Annotated in this window: 17 protein-coding genes; 14 read left to right on the top strand and 3 right to left on the bottom strand. The window is 57.2% G+C overall.

Translation table 11 applies throughout. The annotated features are described in order from the left end of the window. Positions 1–55: 55 nt before the first annotated feature. From dinG to Q1A69_RS04445, 5 genes are all read left to right on the top strand, one after another. The gene (gene dinG / locus Q1A69_RS04425) at positions 56–2,194 is read left to right on the top strand and encodes an ATP-dependent DNA helicase DinG (RefSeq protein ID WP_299581685.1); all 2,139 of its coding nucleotides are present in this window, start codon (positions 56–58) and stop codon (positions 2,192–2,194) included. Next, the gene (locus Q1A69_RS04430; RefSeq protein ID WP_299581688.1) at positions 2,194–2,622 is read left to right on the top strand and encodes a YqcC family protein; all 429 of its coding nucleotides are present in this window, start codon (positions 2,194–2,196) and stop codon (positions 2,620–2,622) included. Before dinG ends, Q1A69_RS04430 begins: the two co-directional genes overlap by 1 nt. 286 nt (positions 2,623–2,908) lie before the next feature. Next, the gene (locus Q1A69_RS04435; RefSeq protein WP_299581691.1) at positions 2,909–3,601 is read left to right on the top strand and encodes a RimK/LysX family protein; all 693 of its coding nucleotides are present in this window, start codon (positions 2,909–2,911) and stop codon (positions 3,599–3,601) included. Between the two features lie 55 nt (positions 3,602–3,656). Continuing rightward, positions 3,657–5,189 carry an inactive transglutaminase family protein gene (locus Q1A69_RS04440; RefSeq protein WP_299581694.1) on the top strand — a complete coding sequence of 511 codons (1,533 nt, stop codon included), beginning with the start codon at positions 3,657–3,659 and terminating at the stop codon, positions 5,187–5,189. A 10-nt stretch (positions 5,190–5,199) separates the two neighbouring features. Further along, on the top strand, positions 5,200–6,204 hold the full coding sequence (locus Q1A69_RS04445; RefSeq protein ID WP_299581698.1) for an alpha-L-glutamate ligase-like protein: 1,005 nt from the start codon (positions 5,200–5,202) through the stop codon (positions 6,202–6,204). 67 nt (positions 6,205–6,271) lie between these two features. Here the strand turns inward: Q1A69_RS04445 and Q1A69_RS04450 are convergent, their stop codons facing one another. Beyond that, positions 6,272–7,432 carry a fatty acid desaturase gene (locus Q1A69_RS04450; protein WP_299581702.1) on the bottom strand — a complete coding sequence of 387 codons (1,161 nt, stop codon included), beginning with the start codon at positions 7,430–7,432 and terminating at the stop codon, positions 6,272–6,274. A gap of 200 nt (positions 7,433–7,632) precedes the next feature. Next, positions 7,633–8,817: a fatty acid desaturase gene (locus tag Q1A69_RS04455; RefSeq protein ID WP_299581705.1), complete on the bottom strand. Its 1,185-nt coding sequence runs from the start codon at positions 8,815–8,817 to the stop codon at positions 7,633–7,635. A 590-nt stretch (positions 8,818–9,407) separates the two neighbouring features. On the opposite strand from Q1A69_RS04455, the gene Q1A69_RS04460 reads away from it, so the two are divergent. After that, a complete protein-coding gene (locus Q1A69_RS04460) occupies positions 9,408–11,411 on the top strand; it encodes an ATP-binding protein (protein WP_299581709.1) in 2,004 nt (667 codons plus the stop codon). A gap of 56 nt (positions 11,412–11,467) precedes the next feature. On the opposite strand, the gene Q1A69_RS04465 is transcribed toward Q1A69_RS04460, so the two are convergent. Further along, positions 11,468–12,271, bottom strand: coding sequence for an inositol monophosphatase family protein (locus Q1A69_RS04465; protein ID WP_299581712.1), 804 nt, complete (start codon positions 12,269–12,271; stop codon positions 11,468–11,470). 135 nt (positions 12,272–12,406) lie between these two features. Here Q1A69_RS04465 and trmJ point away from each other — a divergent pair, with 135 nt between their 5' ends. From trmJ to fdx, 8 genes are all read left to right on the top strand, one after another. After that, positions 12,407–13,198, top strand: a complete 792-nt coding sequence (trmJ, locus tag Q1A69_RS04470) for a tRNA (cytosine(32)/uridine(32)-2'-O)-methyltransferase TrmJ (protein WP_299581715.1) — start codon at positions 12,407–12,409, stop codon at positions 13,196–13,198. 104 nt (positions 13,199–13,302) lie between these two features. Then, positions 13,303–13,779 carry a Fe-S cluster assembly transcriptional regulator IscR gene (iscR, locus tag Q1A69_RS04475; protein ID WP_299581718.1) on the top strand — a complete coding sequence of 159 codons (477 nt, stop codon included), beginning with the start codon at positions 13,303–13,305 and terminating at the stop codon, positions 13,777–13,779. Positions 13,780–13,843: 64 nt separating this feature from the next. Beyond that, a complete protein-coding gene (locus Q1A69_RS04480; protein ID WP_299581988.1) occupies positions 13,844–15,058 on the top strand; it encodes an IscS subfamily cysteine desulfurase in 1,215 nt (404 codons plus the stop codon). A 27-nt stretch (positions 15,059–15,085) separates the two neighbouring features. Then, complete coding sequence (iscU, locus tag Q1A69_RS04485) at positions 15,086–15,508, top strand: Fe-S cluster assembly scaffold IscU (RefSeq protein ID WP_299581721.1); 423 nt, start codon at positions 15,086–15,088, stop codon at positions 15,506–15,508. Positions 15,509–15,548: 40 nt separating this feature from the next. Continuing rightward, a complete protein-coding gene (gene iscA, locus Q1A69_RS04490; RefSeq protein ID WP_299581991.1) occupies positions 15,549–15,872 on the top strand; it encodes an iron-sulfur cluster assembly protein IscA in 324 nt (107 codons plus the stop codon). Between the two features lie 126 nt (positions 15,873–15,998). Beyond that, positions 15,999–16,526, top strand: coding sequence for a Fe-S protein assembly co-chaperone HscB (gene hscB, locus Q1A69_RS04495; RefSeq protein WP_299581723.1), 528 nt, complete (start codon positions 15,999–16,001; stop codon positions 16,524–16,526). An 81-nt stretch (positions 16,527–16,607) separates the two neighbouring features. Further along, the gene (gene hscA / locus Q1A69_RS04500) at positions 16,608–18,479 is read left to right on the top strand and encodes a Fe-S protein assembly chaperone HscA (protein ID WP_299581727.1); all 1,872 of its coding nucleotides are present in this window, start codon (positions 16,608–16,610) and stop codon (positions 18,477–18,479) included. 77 nt (positions 18,480–18,556) lie between these two features. Then, a complete protein-coding gene (fdx, locus tag Q1A69_RS04505; protein ID WP_299581730.1) occupies positions 18,557–18,895 on the top strand; it encodes an ISC system 2Fe-2S type ferredoxin in 339 nt (112 codons plus the stop codon). The last annotated feature ends 7 nt before the right edge of the window (positions 18,896–18,902 follow it).

Below are 18,902 nucleotides of genomic sequence, written 5' to 3' on the forward strand. Positions count from 1 at the left end.
TTAGTAGATAATAGCGCCCCCTGCGCCACTCACTAGCGAATAGACCTCACTCCCCGTGCTCAATGACAAACACAAAAGTGCCATCCAGGCCGCCTACAGCCAATTCCTGTCCAGCCGTGGGCTAACAGCCCGCTATGGGCAAAAGCTTATGGTGGCGGCTATTGCCCGCACCCTCGGCGCTATTACCCAGAATGCCAGTGGCGAGCGCGATAGCGAAAAAACCGATGGGGAGCATATCTGTGTGGTGGAAGCCGGCACAGGCACCGGTAAGACGGTCTCCTACCTACTCGCCGCAATTCCCCTGGCCCAGGCCCAGGATAAAACCCTGGTGATTTCCACCGCGACGGTGGCTCTGCAGGAACAGATTATCCACAAAGATCTGCCCGAGGTGGCCCGCCACAGTGGTCTCAAATTTGAGTTCACCCTGGCCAAAGGGCGCGGTCGCTATCTGTGTTTGTCGAAGCTGGATCAATTGCTTTCCAGCTTTTCCGCCAGTGGCACCGGCCTCTCTCTCGGGCTCTATGAAGATGAGCTTCCCCAGGTCGAGGCGGAGAGTGTCGCCCTCTACCAAAAAATGACTGACAATTTGGCTTCGGGGCGCTGGGATGGCGACCGCGACAACTGGCCGGAGACCATCGAGGCCGAAGACTGGGGTCGGGTGACCACCGATCACCGCCAGTGCAGTGGCCGTCGCTGCCCCCATGTCACCAATTGCAGTTTCTTCCGCGCGCGGGAGAGCCTGAGTAAGACTCAGGTGATTGTCGCCAACCACGACCTGTTACTGGCGGACTTGGCCCTGGGGGGCGGCGCAATTCTGCCGCCCCCCGAGGAGACGATTTACGTCCTCGACGAAGCTCATCACCTGCCGGACAAGGCCCTAAATCATTTCTCGCATCACAGCCGTGTCGGCGCCTCCACGGGCTGGTTGGATCAAGCCAATAAGGCCCTCGGCCAGATGCTCGGCGAGATCGGCGACGGCGCTGAGCTGGATCGTTGTGGCGAACAATTGCCGGCGGCACTGACTTCCGCCAAGCAGGGGTTGGAGCAGATGTGGCCGCTGATCGAAGAACTCTGTGAGTTTGAGGATGAGCGCGGCAATACCAGCCGCCACCGTTTTGAGGGCGGTGTCGTGCCGGAGTCCATGATGCAGTTGGCGGAAAAGCTGCGCGAGGACTTTGATGAGCTGGAAGGCTTGCTGGGCAAAATGTTGCAAACAGCCCAGCGCATGCTGGAGGACGCGCACTCGCCGGTACCCATTGTGGACCTGGAGCGCTGGTACCCACAGCTGGGTAGCTGGTATGGGCGCGCCGAGGCCAATTTGCTCTTGTGGGCTAATTACGCCCGCGCCGATGCCGATGGGGCCCTACCGCAAGCGCGCTGGATTACCCTGGTAGATTGGGGTGGCTCCACTGATTTTGAAGTGTGCAGTTCGCCGATCCTGGCGGGCAAAACACTGGAGTACAGCCTGTGGCGGCGCTGTTATGGTGCGGTACTTACCTCGGCGACGCTCACAGCTCTGGGTAAGTTTGACCGCCTGCGCATGCGCGCCGGCACCCCGGAGAATGCCAGTTACCAGGTGGTGCCGAGTCCCTTTGATTTTTCCCGCGCCACGCTGCAAGTGCCCGCCTGCGCGGTGGATGCGGGCAAGGCAGATCAACACACCGATGCGGTGATTGATGCCCTGCCGGAGTTGCTCAAAGAGGGTGGCGGTTCCCTGGTGTTGTTCTCCTCCCGCCGCCAGATGGAAACCGTGTACGAGGCGTTGCCGGGTACCTGGCGCAACCGTATCCTGATGCAGGGTCAGCAGTCCCGACAGCTGCTGCTGGACAGCCATCGTGAGATTGTCGATGGTGGCGGCAGCAGTGTGCTGTTCGGTCTTGCCAGTTTTGCTGAGGGCCTCGACCTGCCGGGGGATTACTGTAAGCATGTGGTGATAGCCAAGCTGCCGTTTGCTGTGCCCGATGACCCTATCGAGGCGGCCCTGGCAGAGTGGATTGAGGCCAAGGGCGGCAATCCCTTTATGCAGATCACGGTGCCCGATGCAGCCCTCAAGCTGGTACAGGCTTGCGGCCGCCTGCTGCGCGCGGAGGGCGATAGCGGCACCGTCACACTGCTGGATCGCCGGGTTGTGAGTCGCCGTTACGGCCAGGCGATTCTCAATTCACTGCCGCCTTTTAATCGCCGGATTGAGTAATGTCTATATTGGCATCCCGGTTTTCACCAGCAGGCCCGGCCTGTTTATCCGGGATGCCGGAGTCTTTTGCCGCCCAGAAAGGGTGGCCCCAGGTGCTGGATTTTATGCAAGCTATCTACTCTGAAGTCGCCGATCAATTGTTACAGCTCGAAGCGGAATTGCGCCTTATGGCCCTGTGGCAGGAGGAGATGCCGCCGGCGGAGGCCCTGGCCAGCAGCGAACCTTTCTGTGTCGATACCCTGACTCTGCCCCAGTGGCTGCAGTTCATCTTCCTGCCGCGTATGCGCCAGTTGGTCGAGGGGGAGATGCCGTTGCCGCAGCGGTGCGGTATCGCTCCTATTGCCGAGGAGTATTTCAAAAACCGCGGTGGTGCTGAGCCGCTGGTGGTTATCCTCAAAGGAATCGACGAGCGTCTGCAGCGCAGCTGAATCAGATTTTTCCGGCGCTCAAAGGGGTGCCCTTCCTGCGGCTCATCTACCTTCAATGCTGTAACGGTTCACACGCAATATTCGAATTCTCAAGACTTGGCGCGCGTCACATTGTGGCGCTTGCATAGGTCGAGAGTAGGAACATCCCTGTTCACTGGGCTCTTTCATAGGCTAATATCGACCTTTTGCCTGGTGTGGGAAGGAATTTCTGCGCTTGCTACTGTGAACGCTGCGAAGACGGTGTGGTCGGACTGGAATGCTAATGGGGCTAGAGGTAATCGTTAGGATGCAGAAATTTTCCCTTCTGTGGTTATTGGTGACGGTGCAGTTGATGCTGGGCTGTCAATCGCTGATGTATCCCGAACAGAGCGCGCAGGGGGCTGCGCCCGCTGCTGCACCAGTGGGGCAGCCACAGGGCCAAATAGCGCAGTGCCCCGAGCTTGCAGAAGTGATTTGTGCGGAGCCGGAAATCCGGGTTGTTGAAAAAGTCATCGAACGAAGAGTTGAAAAAATAGTCGAAGTGCCCGTTGCTGAGGACAAGCTGGTGCTCGGGGCTGTGGAGGAAATCTCCATCGAACCCTCCGGCCTGATTATTGAGTCTATCGTAGATACCGGTGCGCCGACGACCACTCTGCGCGCCCAGACACTGACACGCTTTGAGCGCGATGGTGAAGACTGGATCAGGGTGCAGCTGTTACCGCCGCAGGCAGATAGCAAAGCCAAGCCCGCTTCTATCGAGCTGCCGATAAAACGCCATATCCGCACGACACGTGTCGGATTTCCAAGCCAGCGGCGCCCGGTGGTGGAAATGAACCTGACCGTAGGGGAGGTCACCCATCTGGTCGAAGTCAGCCTCACCGATGAGGGTGGTACCGATGTAGTGATGCTGCTGGGACGCAATTTCCTAAAAGATGCTGCGGTTGTCGATGTGAGCCGACGCAATATCCAGGGGCAACCCCGGGTATTCGGAGTTAAATAGGCCGCTTATAAAGTTAGGTTCCCTTTTGGAACCATAGATTTACGGGGAATGGCGAATGTCGCCGCGCGTTCAAGTTTATGTAATTGCGGCACTGCTCGCATTGATCGGAGCGGGTCTCACCGCTTACAAACATTTCGAATTGGGTTTCCCGCTGCTGCCGGGTGAATACCGTACCGTGTGGACTATTGAAGCCAAAGTGGGATTCGATGCCGAGGGAGGTCCGGTGAAGGCGGCACTGACGCTGCCGCGCGAGCAGCGCAATATGGAAATTCTCGGAGAAACCTTCAGTTCTTCCGGTTTTGGCTTTTTTATTGCCCGCGAAAATGACGAGTATCGGGCAGTCTGGACGCGCCGCTCCGCCGAGGGTTCCCAGTCCCTGTTCTACCAGCTCGATGTGTACCAGACACCCGGTGCGGCGCTGGAGCAGCCACTGAACCTCAGTACCAAAGTGAAGAAGCCCTTCCTCGGTGCGCGGGAGCAGGAGGCCGTGCGCCTGGCAATCAATTCCCTGGTGAAGCAGGCCCGCGAGCGCTCTTCCGATGTGGAGTCCTTCACCACCCAGTTGCTGTTTGAACTCAATGACGACGGCAATCAGGACCGCAACCTTATCTTTCGCCACTATGCCGACAAGTCCCTAGTGGATGTGGCCCTGTTGATGCTTGCCACTGCCGATATACCGGCCCACCGTATTCGCGGCCTCTACTTGGAAGATGATCGCCGCCGCCTCGATCCCGAGGATCTGCTCGAAGTGTATGACGGTAAGCGTTGGATCGTATTCGAGCCCGGTAGTGGCTTGCCCGGTGTTCCCGACAATTTCTTTATCTGGCAGCGCGGTGGCAAGAGCCTGCTCGATCTGGAAGGTGGACGCAATTCCCAGGTGACCTTCTCGGTGATTGCCAATGACGTGCCTGCGCGGGATGTCTCCATGCGCAGTAGCCGGGATGAGAAAGACGCGCTGGTGGATTTCTCCATCTACAGTCTGCCTATCGAGCAGCAGAGCATTTTTAAATTGATTCTGCTGGTGCCGGTGGGTGCTTTGGTAGTGGTGCTATTACGCGTGTTTGTTGGCTTGCGCACCTCCGGTACCTTTATGCCGGTACTGCTGGCGATTGCTTTTATTGAAACACAGTTGCTCACCGGTCTGTCAATTTTTGTGTTGATCCTGGTGTTGGGACTTTGGGTGAGGTTCTATTTAAGCCGCCTCAACCTGCTCCTTGTGTCGAGGATCGCCGCCGTGGTGGTCACGGTGGTGATCATTATGGGGGTGATCAGTGTGGTTAGTTACAAACTCGGCATCGAACAGGCGCTGACAGTGACGTTCTTCCCGATGATTATCCTGGCCTGGACAATTGAGCGCATGTCCATCGTTTGGGAGGAAGACGGCCCCTACGAAGTGGTCGTGCAGGCCGGCGGCAGCCTGTTGGTCGCGGTGCTGGCTTGGTGGGTGATGACCAACCGCTATGTAGAGCATTGGACATTTAACTTCCCTGAACTGCTGTTGGTATTGCTGGCGTTTATTCTGGTTGTGGGCAACTACACCGGTTATCGTCTCAGCGAGCTCATGCGTTTCCGGCCTCTGGTTAAGTAGGGGGGTTGCGATGCTGCAGTTTTCTTTCCGGCACCTGATCAACAAAGTGCGCGGTGGAATAGTTTCGCCACTGGCGCTGAGTGAGATGGGCATACTCGGTATGAATGCACGCAATATCAATTACATTGCGCGCTATAACGACCGGGAAAAATTTCCCATCGTCGATGATAAGCTCAATACCAAGCACGCGGCCAAGCGTGTAGGGATTCCGGTACCGGAGTTGATTGCGGCGTTTGAAACTCCGGCTAGCCGCAAGCGCGTGATGGAGGTGATCGAACCTCTATGGAAGTTTGTGATCAAGCCGGCGCGGGGCTCCGGAGGAAAGGGCATTCTGGTGATCGCCGGGCGCGAGGGCGAAAAATACAAAAAAATTTCCGGTTCGGAAATTGAAGCCCTGGATATCTTGCGCCACGTCAACAATATTCACAGTGGCCTCTACAGTCTCGGCGGCAAGCCCGACCGGGTGATGGTAGAGGCCCTGGTGGATTTCGATCCGGTCTTTCAGGATTACTCGTTTGAGGGCGTACCGGATATCCGCGTCATCGTGTTCCGCGGCTATCCGGTAATGGCGATGCTGCGCTGCTCAACGCACGATTCCGACGGTAAGGCCAATTTGCACCAAGGAGCCGTGGGTGTGGGAGTCGACCTGGCTACGGGCCGGAGCTGTCATGCGGTCCAGCGCGGGCTGCGGATTCAACACCATCCAGATACGGAGATGTCTTTTGGCGAGCTCAAGGTGCCCGGTTGGTACGACCTGGTGCGTCTGGCGGCAAGTTGCTACGAAATGACCGGTCTCGGTTATCTTGGCTGTGACATAGTACTGGACCGCGAGAGAGGCCCGCTGTTGCTCGAAGCCAATGCCCGCCCCGGCCTTGCAATCCAGGTGGCCAATGGGGTGGGTTTGCGTCAGCGCCTGGGCTTTATCGAGGGGCTGGAGCAGGAGATGTTCGAAAAAGGCGTGGACGAGCGGGTGGCATTTTCCATGCGCGAATTTGCTGTGGAAAAAACTCTTTGATTCGCCTTGCGGCAGTCATCCGGGAATTTACGTTATAGCTTTGCAGTAGCCCTTGCAGAGCGCTGCGTCAGGTGGCCGCCGTCGTGTCCGCCTGGCACTGTTTTATCAGTAGACCCAGGCGCTTGCTTTGCATTTTCAGGCTGTACTCCACCTCTTTAACCTTACTTTGAATGGTCATCCGGTTCCATTTCTCTGTGAGTTGCTCCCCGTGGCACTGGGTATTTTGTAATTGCAGCTTTTTCCAGTTGTCCAAGGTTTTAGAGAACTGTGCGGACTCATTTCTCAGGAGTTGCAGCCATTCCTCCTTACGCTTGCCAATCGCAAGTTTTCTTTCGGCCTGTCTGAATTGTACGCTGAGCTTTGCCTTTTGAATCTGTATTGGGGATGCAACTTTCAGATTGTAGGTAATCCGCAACCAGCTCAATAATTTGATTACCCACTTGGTTGGGTCGTAGTGGTACAAGTGAATGCCATTGCGATAGTCAGTTTGAAAAGTGTGGTGGTAATTGTGATACCCCTCTCCACATAAAAAAAAGTTGACAAGGTAGTTGTCCCTAGCGCTGATATCGTCTTTATAGGGACGTGGGCCCCACATGTGGGCGAGCGAATTGATCATAAAAGTTGTGTGGTGATTAACTACCAGACGAAGAACTCCGGCGAGCAGAAGCATACCAACAACATCGCCGGTGAGCAGACCCAGGACTAAGAGAATCCCCAGGTTCATTGAGATGATGATGGGGATGTAGTAGTTGTGTTGCCACATTACAATCTTATCCTGCTTTAAGTCTGCGACATTCTTGTGGTCGAGATGACTGCTCGGGTATTCGTGCATCATCCAGTCGATGTGAGAAAACCAGAAGCCGCGCCTCGCCGAATAGGGGTCGCGGTCATTGTCATCGGTATAACGGTGGTGATTTCGGTGGCCGGCACACCAATTTAGTATGCTGCCTTGTATGGCGGCTGCACTGAACAGGGCGAAAAACAGGCGTAGAGACCAGTGTGCATCATAACTGCGGTGCGACCACATACGGTGGGTTCCCGCTGATATAGAGAAAGCACACAGGCCACCGAAAATGGCAAATGCTAACCACTGGTACCAGTGATAACCGTACACAACACCATAAATAGGCACGGCAGTCAGTGCCAGTATACCGGTGATGGCAAACAGTAATGTAGAAGGCCAGAAGCGCTTTAGTTTGGTGATGGTCGCTGGTGGCGTTGTGCGCATATTTCTAGCCTGTCTGCGAAATGGCTTTGGGGAAACCCGTGAGCTAGCGGCGTAATTTTTCTGGGTGGTATTTGGCGGTAAAAGCCAGATACATAGAAATATAGATAATGATTGGGTGGGGGTGCGTCCTGACTCCAAAGTTGCTTGCCAGGAAAGGTGAATCTGATTTGTATGTCATAGGCCCAGGCCATTCCGTAGTTTTATTTACCGAAGCCTATTGAGCTGGCGGTGGCAGCGTTTAAGCGGGATTGCCGCACTAATAACCGCAGACGCCGGCTCTGCATTTTGAGGCGAAACTTCAAATCGCGGATTTTTGTCTGGATGGCCGCCAACTTCCATTTTTTGGCGGGACCGTCTTGAGCAATCTTACGGCGCTCTGCCAGTAGTGCCCGCCACTCCCCCATGGTTTTACAAAAGTCCGCTCGCTCCCGATCTAATAGAGACCGCCAATGCTCCTGATCCCCCGCTTCCAGTTCTTTTAATTGCTGTTCTGTGTGTTCAAATTTTACTTCCTGTACGGTTTTCTGAACCTGCATATCCGTGGCGGTTCTCAGTTGCCGGGTGATGCCGAACCAACTGAGCAACTTTATCAGCCATTTGCTCGGATCGTAGGCAAGCCAACCAACGCCATTGCGAAAGTCTCCAGGAAAGGCGTGGTGGTAATTGTGGTAGCCCTCGCCGAAAGCAAAAATATTAATCAGTGGATTATCCCGAGCAGAGATATCGCTTTTGTATTTTCTGTGCCCCCAGCGATGCCCGAAGGAATTGAGGGCAAATGCGGCGTGGTGATTGATCACCATACGCAATACGACCGCGAGCAGGAACATGGCGATAATGTCTCCGGTAATCCAACCGAATACCAAGCAGATAGCAAGATTCATCGCGATGGCGATCGGCAGGTAGTTACGGTGCTGCCACATCACAATCTTATCTCGTTGTAGGTCCCGCACATTGTCGTGACTTTTCATGCCGGAGGGGTATTCGCGCATCATCCAGTCCAGATGCGAAAACCAAAGTCCCCGCGCCGAGGAGTGGGGGTCCAGGTCGTTGTTGTCGGTATAGCGGTGATGCGCGCGGTGCGCCGCGCACCAGTTCAATGTGGTGTTTTGTAGGGTTGCTGCGCTAAAAAGGGCAAAAAATAAGCGCATCAGCCAGTGGGTCTTGTATGTTTTATGGGTCCACAGGCGGTGGTTGCCCGCCGAAATAGAAATGCCGCACAGTCCGGTCACCAGCAGGAAGGCAAGCCACTGTTGCCAGGAGTAGCCGTACTCGAATCCATATAGGGGCACGGCGGTCAGAGCCAGTAAACCGGTGCTGGCAAAGAGAATCGTGGGGGCCCAATAGCGCTTTCTCTTCTCTGCGGCGTTTGCCGAAACTGTATTCATCCGCGTTACCCCGAAGATCAGCAAAGGATTTACCTGGGGCTGCCACATAGCCCTTCCGGTCTGTATCCAGAGGAGCCCCCAACAGATCTGTAAAAATTGTGGCACAAATTTTCGAATTGGCCTGATCTGTGGGTGTAGGTAAGATTGCGAGGCCTGGCTCTTGGCGCCTCTTTGTGGTGCAAAAAATAGGGAGGTTGGCATTTGTTGGGTCGTATAACTTGGGAAAAGAGGCTCTGGGGCAGGGGGCTTCCCGGTGAGGACCTCAAAAGCTGGCATAGCGCTTGCATTATTTAAAGCGTGTGGGACGCATGACCTGCACTTCGGGGAGTTTGCATGGGGTTATGGCAAACCGTTTCCACTGAGAAACTTCCCGTTTTCTCTCATCATCGCTGATTATGGCCCCGCAATGCGGGGCCTTTTTTATGCTTTCGCCTTCCCATACATTTCACAATGTGTGAAATAAATTTTATTTTTGTGACTCCGTGTGGAATTCTGCTTGGTACTAATGCCCAGTAAATAGACGCTCTATATCGGGCTGGGTATAAATGCCCCTTACGACTGCCAGCAAATGCCAACGAATCGAGTTAAGCGTGTCCGAATCACTAAATCCCGCTCCGCCCCATATTCCTTTTCTGCTGGCCACTCCCGAGGAGTTGCACTCCCTGTCTGGGGTGGAGCTCGCCCACCAGGTTGGTCACCTGCAGGGGTTGATGATGGATGTGGACTGCGGTCTGTGGGAGTGGCACTTAAACAGCGGTGTACAGCGTGCTCAGGGGGATATTTGGCATTTGTTTGCTGACAGTGCCGAGCGGGCCCTCGAAGCCCTGTGGAGTGGCAGCGAGTTGCACCCGGTGCACTCCGACGAGCGCCACCGTCTCTTCGCCCTGCGCCATCGCATCGTCAGCCAGGGGGGCTATTTTGATATTACCTTCCGCGCCTATGATATTACCGGCCAGCTGCGCTGGCTGCGTTTTTGTGGGCGCGCGACCACCAGTGCCGATGGCACTGAGGTCATCGTCATTGGTCACTGTGCGGATTATAGCGAGGCCCTGTCCCAGCGCTACTTGACAAGCTTGCCCAGCGAGCGGCCTCTGCAGGCACTTTCCGGGGTTGGGGACGGTTTGTGGGAGTGGGATTTACGCGCCGATGAGATGGTCCTCGATGATGCCTGTTGGGGGATTCTCGGCTACGAAGTGAGCCCGATTCGCAGTATTGGGCGCTCTGCCGCGGAGCAGTGGAAGGCCCGCATTCTCACCGAGGATATTTCCCGGGTGGAGCAATCCATGCTGGACCATGTGCGCGATCGCCTGCCGCTGGATGTAGAGTTTCGCCTGTGGCGCTCCGATGGCAGCCTGGTGTGGGTGCGTTGCCGCGGCAAAGCGCAACTGGATAGCCGCGGCCAGCCGGTGCGGGTACTCGGCACTTTGCAGGATATCAGCGCCAGTCGCGAAGCCCTGGCACGGCTGGAGCGGGAGTTACATCAGCAACGTGAGGAAAACGCCCACCGGGCCGATCTGTTGTTTAGCCTGAGTCACGAGCTGCGTACCCCGCTCAATGCCATTTTGGGATATAGCCAGATGGTGGAGCTGGATCAGAGCCTGAATTCGGAACAGCGCCAGCGCCTGGGGGAAATTCGCCGTGCTGGTCAGCATTTGTTGCACCTGGTGGGAGATGTCTTGGAGCTCGCTCGAATTGATAGCCGGCGACTCGGCCCCTCGATGGAATCGGTGCGCCCGGCGGAGTTGGTGGCTGAGTGTAAGCGCCTTTTGGAGCCGCTGGCGGAAACTCGGCGGGTGAGTTTGGTCTTCGAGCCTCTCGGCTGGGAGTCCGCCTATATCTGTGCCGATCCGGTGCGCTACAAGCAAGTGGTACTGAATCTCGCCGGTAACGCGATTAAGTACAACCGGGAGAGCGGTCGGGTCATTATTAATTTCACGCCGCAGGCGGAAGGGTGGCTGCGCTTGAGTATTCTCGATACCGGCAAAGGTATCCCGCCGAACCGGCGCGGTGAGGTATTCGAACCCTTCAACCGCCTGGGGGAGGAAAAGGGCCATATCGAGGGCACCGGTGTGGGCCTGGCGATTGCCAGGCGCCTCACGCAGGCTATGGGCGGGCGTATTAATTTTGACAGCCAAGAGGGGCAGGGCTCGGTTTTCTGGATCGAATTTCCCATGATTGATGCCCCCGATGCTCTAATGAGTTTCTCTGCCAATCCACAAGATCCGCCGCATTTACCCGAGGGGCGTTTGCTGCTTGTGGATAACCGTCCCTCGGCGGTGAGCCGTGTCAAAGGGATGCTGAAAGATACCCCTCAGGTTCAGTGCCTGGTGGCCACCGATGTGGTGGAGGCTATTTTTATGGCGCGTACCCAGCATCCGGATGTATTGCTGTTTCACCGTGAGGTGCCGGGGATGTCCGCCTCTGATCTGGTGGACATCTTGGGGGAAGATATTTCCACGAGAGCGATGCGTTTTGTACTGGTGGGGGAAAATCGCAGTGGTGAAAGCCACCCGGCCCTGCCGGCTCAGTTTGATTTTATGCAGCTCTCGAGAGTGTTGGCGGAAACGCTTGGGCGGGGTGGGAGGGCGGTTTAATCGCGGTGTAACAGAGCACTGGTCCGGCTACCGCCGGACCAGTGCGCGTGGATGGCTTAGCGTATGCTGCCCAGGTGTTTGCCCACGATTTGCACCAGCGGCTTGAAGACTCTGGGGGTGGCACATACCAGATTGCCGGAGTCCAGGTAATCTTCGCCACCGCGGAAGTCGCTGATCAGGCCGCCGGCCTCTTTAACCAACAGGGAGCCCGCGGCGATATCCCAGGTGTTCAAGTACATCTCCCAGAAGCCGTCGAAGCGTCCGGCGGCAACATAGGCCAGGTCCAGTGCGGCGGCGCCGGGACGGCGGATACCGGCGGTCTGTCCGGCGATTTCTTTTAGTGCGCGCAAATAAGGGTCGATATTTTCCAGTGCCGGACCGTTAAAGGGCAGGCCGGTACCGATCAGAGCGCCGCGTAAACCTTGGCGCGGGGAGACTCGGATGCGGCGACCGTTCAGCGCCGCGCCGCGGCCGCGGCTCGCGGTAAATTCTTCGCGTTTGATGGGGTCCAGCACCACCGCGTGTTCAATGCGGCCGCGGTAGCGACAGGCGATGGATACCGCAAACTGCGGTACGCCGTGGATAAAATTGGTGGTGCCATCAAGGGGGTCGATAATCCACTCGTAGTCGGGCTCGGCGCCTTCGATCAGGCCGCTTTCTTCCGCGCGAATGCTGTGCTTGGGGTAGGCTTTGCGCAGGTGGTAAATGATTTCCTGTTCGCTGGCCTTATCCACTTCGGTGACGAAATCGTTGCGCGATTTTTCCTCGAATTTCATCAGGTCGCCGCGCTCCCAGGCCCGTTCGATCAATTCTCCAGCCTTGCGCGCTGCGCGCAGGGCAATATTTAGCATGGGTTCCATAACTATTCCGCACTGAGTGGTTGAAGTGGTTAAAAAGCAGACTGCGGGTTAACCGCAGCGGACGCGATTGTAGGGATTCCCGCTCCTTTTTGCTACACTCGCGCGCCCCCATGACATCGAATTATTACTTTCAGTATGGCCAAGCCCCCTTTAGATACGACTCCGCCCAATGCGCTCGACAATGTGCGCGTGGTTCTGGTTAACAGCGCCCACCCCGGAAATATCGGTGGCGCCGCACGCGCTTTGAAGAATATGGGCCTGAGTCAGCTCTATCTGGTGGCGCCGCGCGAATTCCCCGCGGCCAATGCCGTGTGGCGCGCCGCCGGCGCAGCGGAGCTGCTCGACCGTGCCGTTGTGGTGGATACTTTGGAGGAGGCGGTGGCGGACTGCGGTTTGGTAGTGGCCACCAGTGCCCGCGAGCGGCGTATTCCCTGGCCCCTGCTCACGCCGCGCCAGTGCGGTGAACGCGCCGTGGCCGAAGCCTCGAGCCATCCGGTGGCGCTGGTATTCGGCCGCGAGGATCGCGGTTTGACCAATGAGGAGTTACAGGCCTGCAATTTCCACGTACATATTCCTGCGAACCCCGAATACAGCTCTTTGAATCTGGCTACTGCGGTGCAGGTGCTGGCCTACGAGGTACGTATGGCGGCACTGGAGGCGGATAGAGGCGAGCCCTTGAGCTACGCCGATTGGGACCGCCCGCCGGCCAAGGCCAGCGATATGGAGCTCTATTTTGCGCACTTGCAACAGGCTCTTGGTGAACTCGGATTTATCGACCCCGATAACCCCCGTCAGACGATGACCCGCCTGCGCAGACTGTTTAGTCGGGTGCGTCCGGACGATATGGAGCTGGGCATCCTGCGCGGCATGTTGACCGCCATCCAAAACCATATACACCGCTCTGGTGGTAAGGGGCGCCCGGACTAGTTGAGTACCCGAGTACTGCGCTTGGTTATATACTTGACTAAGGTGCTGGGTTATTTCATACTCGCGCCCCATCGGAAAAGGCTGTACATCAGTTTGGAGCTGGTATGCGTTTGACAACCAAGGGCCGCTACGCGGTAACCGCCATGCTGGATCTGGCGTTGCATGCCGAGCGCGGACCGATCAGCTTGGCAGATATTTCCAAGCGACAGGGGATTTCTCTGTCCTATCTGGAACAGCTATTTTCACGCCTGCGGCAATCTGGGCTGGTGTCCAGTGTGCGCGGTCCCGGCGGTGGTTATCGCCTGGCTCGCGATGGCGAGGAAATTTTTGTGGCGCAGATCATTGATGCGGTCAATGAATCGGTGGATGCCACCAGCTGCGGCGGTAATGCCGATTGTGCCAATGGCGAGCAGTGCCTGACCCATTATCTCTGGTCCGATCTGAGTGACCAGATTCACGGATTCCTGAGCGGTATCAGCCTGGCGAACCTGGTGTCTCGCGCCGAGGTACAGGAAGTGGCGCGCCGCCAGGATATGCGCGAAGCACCGGAACAGCGGGTCGCCTTACTCGGCGGTCTGTAAGCATCGGCCACCCGAGTGGCCAAAGCGGAATATTTGAGAATTATTGAGCGGAAACGGTATGACTATGAAGCTTCCCATCTACCTGGATTATTCAGCTACCTGTCCGGTTGACCCGCGTGTCGCTGCAAAGATGGCAGAGCAGTTGACGATGGAAGGCAACTTCGGCAACCCGGCTTCTCGGTCCCACCTGTATGGCTGGAAGGCCGAAGAGGCGGTGGAAAATGCCCGTCGCCAGGTGGCCGAGCTGATAAATGCCGACCCCCGTGAGATTGTCTGGACCAGTGGTGCCACCGAGTCCGACAACCTGGGCATCAAGGGTGCCGCCCACTTTTATCAGGGGCGCGGCAAGCACATCATCACATCCAAGATCGAGCACAAAGCGGTTCTGGATACCTGTCGCCAGCTGGAGCGCGAAGGCTTTGAGGTGACTTACCTCAACCCCGGCAAAGACGGCCTCGTGACGCCACAGCAGCTCGAGGAAGCGCTGCGCGAGGACACCATTCTGGTGAGCCTGATGCATGTGAACAACGAGATCGGCGTCATTAACGATATCGCCGCTATCGGTGAGCTGTGCCGCTCGCGCAAGGTGATCTTTCATGTGGATGCGGCGCAGAGCGCCGGTAAGCTGGCTATCGACCTGCAGGAAATGAAGGTCGATTTGATGTCTTTCTCCGCCCACAAAATTTACGGTCCCAAGGGCATCGGCGCCCTGTATGTACGCCGCAAGCCCCGCGTGCGCCTGGAAGCACAGATGCACGGTGGCGGTCACGAGCGCGGAATGCGTTCCGGAACCCTGCCCACCCACCAGATCGTCGGCATGGGTGAGGCTTTCCGCATCGCCAAAGAGGAAATGGCCGAGGAAAGTACGCGCCTGGTGGCGCTGCGCAACCGCTTCTGGGATCTGATCAAGGATATGGAAGAGGTGCACATCAACGGTTCCGCCGAACAGCGTATACCGGGCAACCTGAATGTCAGTTTTGCCTTTGTTGAGGGTGAGAGCCTGATCATGTCTCTGCGCGATCTGGCGATTTCGTCTGGTTCCGCATGCACTTCGGCGAGTCTCGAGCCCAGCTATGTATTGCGTGCTCTGGGTGTGAACGACGAGCTTGCACACAGCTCCCTGCGTTTTAGCTTTGGTCGTTTCACCAGCGAGCAGGACGTGGATACCGCAGCGGCTGCCGTGCGCAAGGCGGTGGAAAAACTGCGCGAATTATCGCCGCTTTGGGATATGTACAAAGACGGTGTCGACCTAAACAAGATTGAATGGGCCGCTCACTAAGCGCGCGCATGAGTTAGGAGAAAAGACATGGCCTATAGCGATAAAGTAATTGACCACTACGAGCACCCCCGCAATGTCGGTCGTATGGACGATAAGTCGGACAACGTGGGTACTGGAATGGTGGGCGCGCCCGCCTGTGGCGACGTGATGCGTCTGCAGATTCAGGTGAGCGATGAGGGTGTGATTGAAGACGCCAAGTTCAAAACCTACGGCTGTGGTTCCGCCATCGCCTCCAGCTCCCTGCTGACCGAGTGGGTGAAGGGCAAGACCATCGATGAGGCGGAGCAGATCAAAAATACTGCCATCGCCGAAGAGTTGGCCCTGCCGCCGGTGAAGATTCACTGTTCGGTGCTCGCGGAAGACGCGATCAAGGCGGCAGTGCGCAATATCCGCGAGAAGCGTGGCGAATCCGTTGAAGCTGGCGACACGCAGGAATCCGCTGCGGGTTAATCTACCGGGCCCCGAGCCCATCAGTAGTGAAGGTATTGTTTTGGCTATTACCATGACCGAGGCCGCCCAGGCTCATATTAAGAGTCAGCTGGCCAAACGCGGCAAAGGTATCGGCATTCGTGTGGGGGTTAAAACCGCCGGGTGTTCGGGCCTTGCCTATGTTCTGGAATTTGTCGATTCGGCAGAAGCCGAAGACGAGGTGTTTGAGTACGGCGGTGTACAGCTGATCGTAGACCCCAAGAGCTTGGTTTACCTGGATGGTACCCAGCTCGATTTCGTCAAGGAAGGGCTCAATGAGGGCTTTACCTTCTCTAACCCCAACGTTAAAAACGAGTGTGGCTGCGGCGAGAGTTTTCACGTCTGACCGGGGCCCGCTACAGTGAGGCCGGGTGCGTTGCGCATGCCGGCCTTTTTATTGGCCCGGCAACCCATGCCGGGTGGGGGCGCCGCCGCCCAGTTTTTAAGGCCTAGTGCCGGCAGGTGAACTGAGATGGCAACCAATCTGACCCATTTCGAAATATTCGGGCTCGAACCCGCCTTTGAACTCGATCGCAGTGCGTTGGCCGTGCGTTATCGGGAATTACAGCGGGAATTTCACCCGGATAAATACGCTTCCAAATCCGAGCGCGAACAGCTGCTGGCTATATCTATGGCTGCACAGATCAATGAAGCTCACACGGTGCTGCGCGATCCAGTACAGCGCGCGGCCTATCTGCTCAAGCTCGCCGGTGTGGAAGTGCCGCCGGAGCAGACCACCGCCGATACGCAATTTCTCATGCAGCAGATGCTGTTGCGTGAGCGCCTCGAGGAAGTGCGCGAAGAGCCAAATCCCACCGCCGCGCTGGAAGAACTCGCCGAAGAGGTCGATGGCCTCTGTCGCGGGGAGCAGAGGCGATTTGCCGAGACCTATGCGGCGGGCAAGCTCAGCGAAGCCGAGGATTCCCTGCGCAAACAGCAGTTCCTGGTGAAATTACAGTCACAAGTGGAAGAGCTGGAAGCCGACCTGTTCGGCGATTAAATAAGCGGTATCAGAATATAAACCGGGAGCTGGCACAGGCTGTGCCAGCGCGATTAATCCCGATGACAGAAGAGACAAGCAATGGCATTACTGCAGATTTCCGAACCGGGACAGAGCCCCGACCCCCATCAGCGCAAGCACGCAGTGGGTATCGACCTGGGCACCACCAACTCGCTGGTGGCCACGGTGCGCAGCGGCTCGGCAGAGGCCATTGCCGCTGAAGATGGCAGTGTCATTCTGCCTTCGGCGGTACATTACGCCAGCGAGGGGATTACCGTCGGTGCCCAGGCGCGCGCGCGCGCTGCCGCAGACCCCTACAACACTATGTTGTCGATTAAGCGCCTGATGGGGCGTGGAGTGGCCGACGTCAAAAGTCTGGGCGAACAGTTGCCCTACCACTTTTCCGACAGCGATGGCGGTATGCCCACGATTGAAACTGCCGCGGGTCCGGTGAATCCGGTGCAGGTGTCGGCGGAGATCCTTAAAAAGCTGGCCCAGCGCGGTCGTCAGGCACTCTACGGCGCAGAGGGCGGGGAACTCGACGGTGCGGTAATCACGGTCCCAGCCTATTTTGATGACGCCCAGCGCCAGGCCACCAAGGATGCGGCCAAACTGGCTGGCCTCAAGGTATTGCGCCTGCTCAATGAGCCGACCGCCGCTGCCGTGGCCTACGGCCTGGATCAGGGGGAGGAGGGCGTGATTGCCGTCTATGACCTCGGTGGTGGGACCTTTGATATCTCTATTATGCGCCTTTCCCGCGGTGTCTTTGAGGTGATGGCCACCGGTGGCGATACCGCTTTGGGTGGCGACGACTTCGATCGCACCATTGCCGCCTGGATTGCCGATCAGGCGGGACTGGGTACCAACCTGGACGCCATGACTCAGCGGGTATTACTGGATAGTGCCTGCGCCGCCAAGGAATCCCTGTCCAGGTTTGAACAGGTGGAGGTACGCCACGGGGATTGGCAGGGCGTGCTCGACCGGGAAACGATGGCCTCGCTACTGGACCCGCTGATCGATAAGACTTTGCGCGCCTGTAAAAGGGCCTTGCGCGATGCCGATATTGGTGTTGACGAAGTACAGGAAGTGGTTTTGGTGGGGGGCTCCACTCGCACCCTGCGTGTGCGCGAACGGGTCGAGGGTTACTTTGCTCGTCCTCCCCATGCGGAAATTGACCCGGACCAAGTGGTTGCCATCGGCGCTGCCTTGCAGGCGGATGTGTTGGTGGGCAACAAGTCGGGTGACGATCTGCTGCTGCTGGATGTGATCCCGCTGTCGCTGGGTCTCGAGACCATGGGCGGGTTGACTGAGAAGCTGATCGCGCGCAATACCACTATCCCGGTGGCCAAGGCCCAAGAATTCACCACCTTCAAAGATGGCCAGACCGCGATGGCGATCCATGTGGTGCAGGGGGAGCGGGAACTGGTAAGCGACTGCCGTTCGCTGGCCCGTTTCGAGTTGCGCGGTATTCCTGCGATGGTGGCGGGCGCGGCTCATATCCGCGTCACCTTCCAGGTGGATGCAGACGGTTTGCTGTCTGTGAGCGCTATGGAGAAGAGCAGTGGAGTGAGCGCGGATATTACCGTGAAGCCCTCCTATGGCCTTGAAGACAAAGATATTGCGCGCATGTTGCAGGAGTCCTATACCCACGCAAAGGAAGATATTGCCCTGCGCGCTCTACGCGAGGCCCAGGTGGAGGCGGAGCGCACGCTCGAGAGCTTGCTGATTGCTCTGCGTGAAAACGGCGCCCAGCTGCTTGAAGAGCGTGAGTTGAGTGAACTGGAGCATGCCATGGAAGCCCTGCGCTTGGCGCATAACGGCGGCGATGCCGAGGAAATCCGTTTGCGAATGGAGTCACTCAACAAACTGTCCGAGCCCTTTGCCGCGAGGCGTATGGATGCCTCGATCAAGCGTGCCATGCGGGGGCACAGCCTGGACGAATTTGATAAATAAGAGGTGGGCGCATAGCCTGCACAACCTGCGGCCGGGGCTCGCCCCCGTCGGATTGAGACCATAGAGAGTCAGTACCTATGCCGAAGATAGTATTTTTACCCCATCCAGAAATGTGCCCCGAGGGTAAAGTGGTGGAAGCGAAGAGCGGCGTCAGTGTGATCGACGCGGCGCTCGCCAATGATATCGAGATTGAACACGCCTGCGAAAAGGCTTGCGCCTGTACCACCTGTCACGTGATTGTGCGGGAGGGCTTCTACTCTCTGGAAGAGCCCGATGAGCTGGAAGAGGATTTACTGGATAAGGCCTGGGGACTGGAACCCGAGTCGCGTCTGTCCTGCCAGGCAATCGTAGAAGATGAGGACCTGGTGGTTGAGATTCCCAAGTACACCATCAATCAGGTGTCTGAAAAGCACTGATAACAGC

Origin of the sequence: uncultured Microbulbifer sp., assembly GCF_947498635.1 — a bacterium.
Classification (GTDB): domain Bacteria; phylum Pseudomonadota; class Gammaproteobacteria; order Pseudomonadales; family Cellvibrionaceae; genus Microbulbifer; species Microbulbifer echini.